2 protein-coding genes are annotated in these 3,097 nt (G+C 62.8%); one reads left to right on the top strand and one right to left on the bottom strand.

The window, feature by feature from the left end; genetic code table 11:
* Positions 1-172: 172 nt before the first annotated feature.
* Positions 173-868, bottom strand: a complete 696-nt coding sequence (locus tag H7965_RS29265) for a tetratricopeptide repeat protein (protein WP_186774014.1) — start codon at positions 866-868, stop codon at positions 173-175.
* Positions 869-1,851: 983 nt separating this feature from the next.
* Here H7965_RS29265 and H7965_RS29260 point away from each other — a divergent pair.
* The coding region (locus H7965_RS29260) for a Tad domain-containing protein (protein WP_186774013.1) at positions 1,852-3,097 on the top strand (1,246 nt) is incomplete at its 3' end.

Here is a 3,097-nt window from a genome sequence, read left to right as displayed (position 1 = left end):
ATCCCACCCGCCGAAGCTGAGGCGCGCTACTATGCCAGCCAGCAGGAGGTTGCGCTGGCAGCCTGACTCAAACTCCCCTGCCTCCGGCAAACCCGGGGCGGTTCACTACCGCTTGGAGGAGGCGCTTCAGGAATGAGTTGCGCTGCCTCGCCGGCGCGGCGGAAGCCCGCTTCTAGGACCCGTGAGGCTGGGCGGAGGCAGTCTGCTGCGCCGTTGCCACCGGCGCTTCGCCAAGCATCCTAAGGGCGTCCAGAACGCGCCTCGCATCCTCCTCGCTCAGGTCTGATCTGAAGATGCTCTCCGCGCCAGCCGTGTCGCCGCTCATCGCCATCGCCGCAGCCAGGTTGTGTCGAGCAGGACGGGGTGCCGCAGCTTGCGACGCCACGGAGCGAAGCATTTCAACCGCTCGCCTCGGGTCCCCACTCAGCGCAAGCGAAAGGCCCATATTCACCTGCGCAGCACTCACGCCTGGTGCTTCGGTAATCGCCTGAGCATAGGCGGACTGCGCATCCCTGTGCCTGCCCTGGAGATCCCTTGCAATGCCAAGGTTGTTCAGGGCGGCCGGGTTCCTGGGGTCACGGTTCAGCGCCTGCAGGAACAACCGCTCGGCCTCGACCGGATTGGACGCGATCTGCAATCGCCCCAGGCCCAGCGCCGCGCCGACAGAAGTAGGATCGAGTGAGATTGCGCGGGTGTAGCTCGCCTGCGCTTCGGTGGTCCTTCCCAGCGCATGAAGCGCGGCTCCATGCCGCAAGAGCGCTTCGACGCTGTTTGGCTCTCTGCCGAGAAGCTCCGTAGTGACTTGCAGCGCGATTGCCGGCGTACCGCCGGACAGCGCCGCATCCGCCAGGTTGAGACTGGGCCGCATGCCGGACCGGAGAGATTGCTGACCGCCCCCCCCACATGCTGTGAGGGCCAGCATCACCAAGACAATCAGGGATCTCACCCGCACCTCCATCGTCAGAGCCGTGTGAAAGGACTTCCGTTCGGACGGATGGCGACATACCCCGCGCGGCACCCTGCACCAGGGGCATCACGAAATCGGGACAGGCGGCTGCTTGTTGGCGTGACCTCACTTGATCCAATCGATCGGACGTGACGATCTGAACCTCGACCAGGCTGAGGACGCCTCGCTGCTCGATCTGCGCGCCTCATAGACTGAGATCCGCTCAGCGACCGTGTTCTGCAGCTCCGGAGGACCCTCCAGATAGATGCCGAGATGAGGCGCTGGCGCCAGGGCACCCTCAAGCCACCAGATGAAAGGCCATCCCTGTAGCTCCGATGCAAGCTCATCGAGAGCCGGACAAAGCGCAGGCTCGATGCTAATCGCGGCAGCGGTGACGGTGAGGTCGGACTCGCGCTGGAACAGAGTGGCTGCCGTGTGCAACGGAGCCGCGCTCTCGACCTGCTGCAGCAGCCATCTTCCCAGCCGCCTGTCGTCCCGATGAAGACGCACAGACGGCACAACATGGCTCACCGGATCGTCCAGACACGACAGGATATCCGCGGCTCGGGACCGTCGCGGGAAGATTCGACCGGCTACCGGCCTCATGGACATCGCCACACCTCGCCGTAGCCAGCGAGGAGGGAGCGCTTCAGGTATATCGCTTGGCATGCTCTTCCAAGTACCACAAAGCGCACTGACGCAAGACCGTACATCCGATCTGTGATCCGCGGCCTGTTCTGACCATGTCCTTCGGCATCAGTGACGCACGGTGCGAGACATCACGACCTCGCGGTCCAGCAGCGGAAGGTCCACCACCTGCTGTCTGGCGGCAGTGTCAGGCTTCCGTGACGACGGCTTGTGTCCTTCCATAAGCAGGATACCTCGGCGGCCACGGATAGGAGATCATGAGCGTGCTCCGACTGCTGCATATCGCCACCCGGCAGTACCGGCCCGTTCTCTCCAACAGGAAGGAAGTGGTTGCCGTTGCGACAGCACTGATGCTGCCTGCATTCTTCGCAGTGGCTGCACTCGCCATCGACGTCAGCTTCTGGGCGCTCCGCAAGGCACAGCTACAGCGGACGGTGGATTTCGCAGCCCGCGCCGGAGCACAACGCTACGCCGCAACCAATGACGCACGGCGTGCCGCGGATACCGCAGCTGATCTCGCTGAACTCAACGGAGCCGTGGGTGGCGCCAGCCGAAGCTGGGACGCCGTCAACCGCCGGATGACAATTGGTGAACTGACCATCCGGCTTACCACAGGGGTGAACAACCCTGTGAACACGGCCGTTCACATGACGATGACGCGGCAGTTCTCCGTCACCGGCCTGCTCAACGCCGTCGGACCGAACGTGACCATCAATGCAATGGCAGTGGCAGAGGCGCATCTGAACCCACCCATCTGCATCTTCGGCATCGGGGACATCAACAGCTCGGGCAGACCCGTAGAGCTCAAGAGCGGCAATCCAAGGGTCGTGCTCGACCAGTGCGCCACCCGCTCCAACGGAAAGATCGTCGTCAGCAGTGGCGGCTACCTATCGGGCCTTGCGCATTTCGCATCGAAGGAAATCGAAGGCGCTGGCACCATCGTGGGAGACCGCCATCCCTTCCTGCCCCTTCACGCGGATCCCTATGCCGACCATCCGCAGGTCCAGCAGGCGCTAACCAACCTTGCTACATATGTGACGATGAAAGGGGTCAAGGAGCTGCTCGTAAAGCCCGGCGAAACCGTAGTCGCGCAACCGGGGATCTATTCGTACATGCAACTGCAGGGCAACACGACCTTCTCGCCCGGCATCTATTATGTCCAAGGCGACGTCAGCACCAGTGCACAGTCGGGGACGATCTCGCTCGCCGGGCAGGGTGTGACGATCGTCTTTTGTGGCAGTCTGAGTGCGACGGGCGGCTCGGCGTTCAACATGACTGCAGCGACCCGCAAAACAGCGGTAGGCGGCGCTATACCAGGATTTCTGCTGGTAGGCAGTTCGAAGTGCAAGAAAGCCAACAGCTTCACCACGGTTGGTACCACCAGCATCCTCAATGGGGTGATCTACCTGCCGAATGGCGAGCTATCGATGGGCGGCAATGTGGAGGCCAATGTGAACGCGCCCGCGGGAGGATGTCTGAACATCATCGCGCAGTACATCGTCT

The sequence above is a fragment of the Siccirubricoccus deserti genome (assembly GCF_014283215.1).
GTDB lineage: Bacteria > Pseudomonadota > Alphaproteobacteria > Acetobacterales > Acetobacteraceae > Siccirubricoccus > Siccirubricoccus deserti.
The sequence above is the reverse complement of the archived record's forward strand: the minus strand, read 5'-3'. Positions and strand labels throughout refer to the sequence as shown.

Excerpts from the sequence above, each read along its gene's own strand:
- H7965_RS29265 (WP_186774014.1), bottom strand. The coding sequence starts at position 868 with ATGCGGCCCAGTCTCAACCTGGCGGATGCGGCGCTGTCCGGCGGTACG.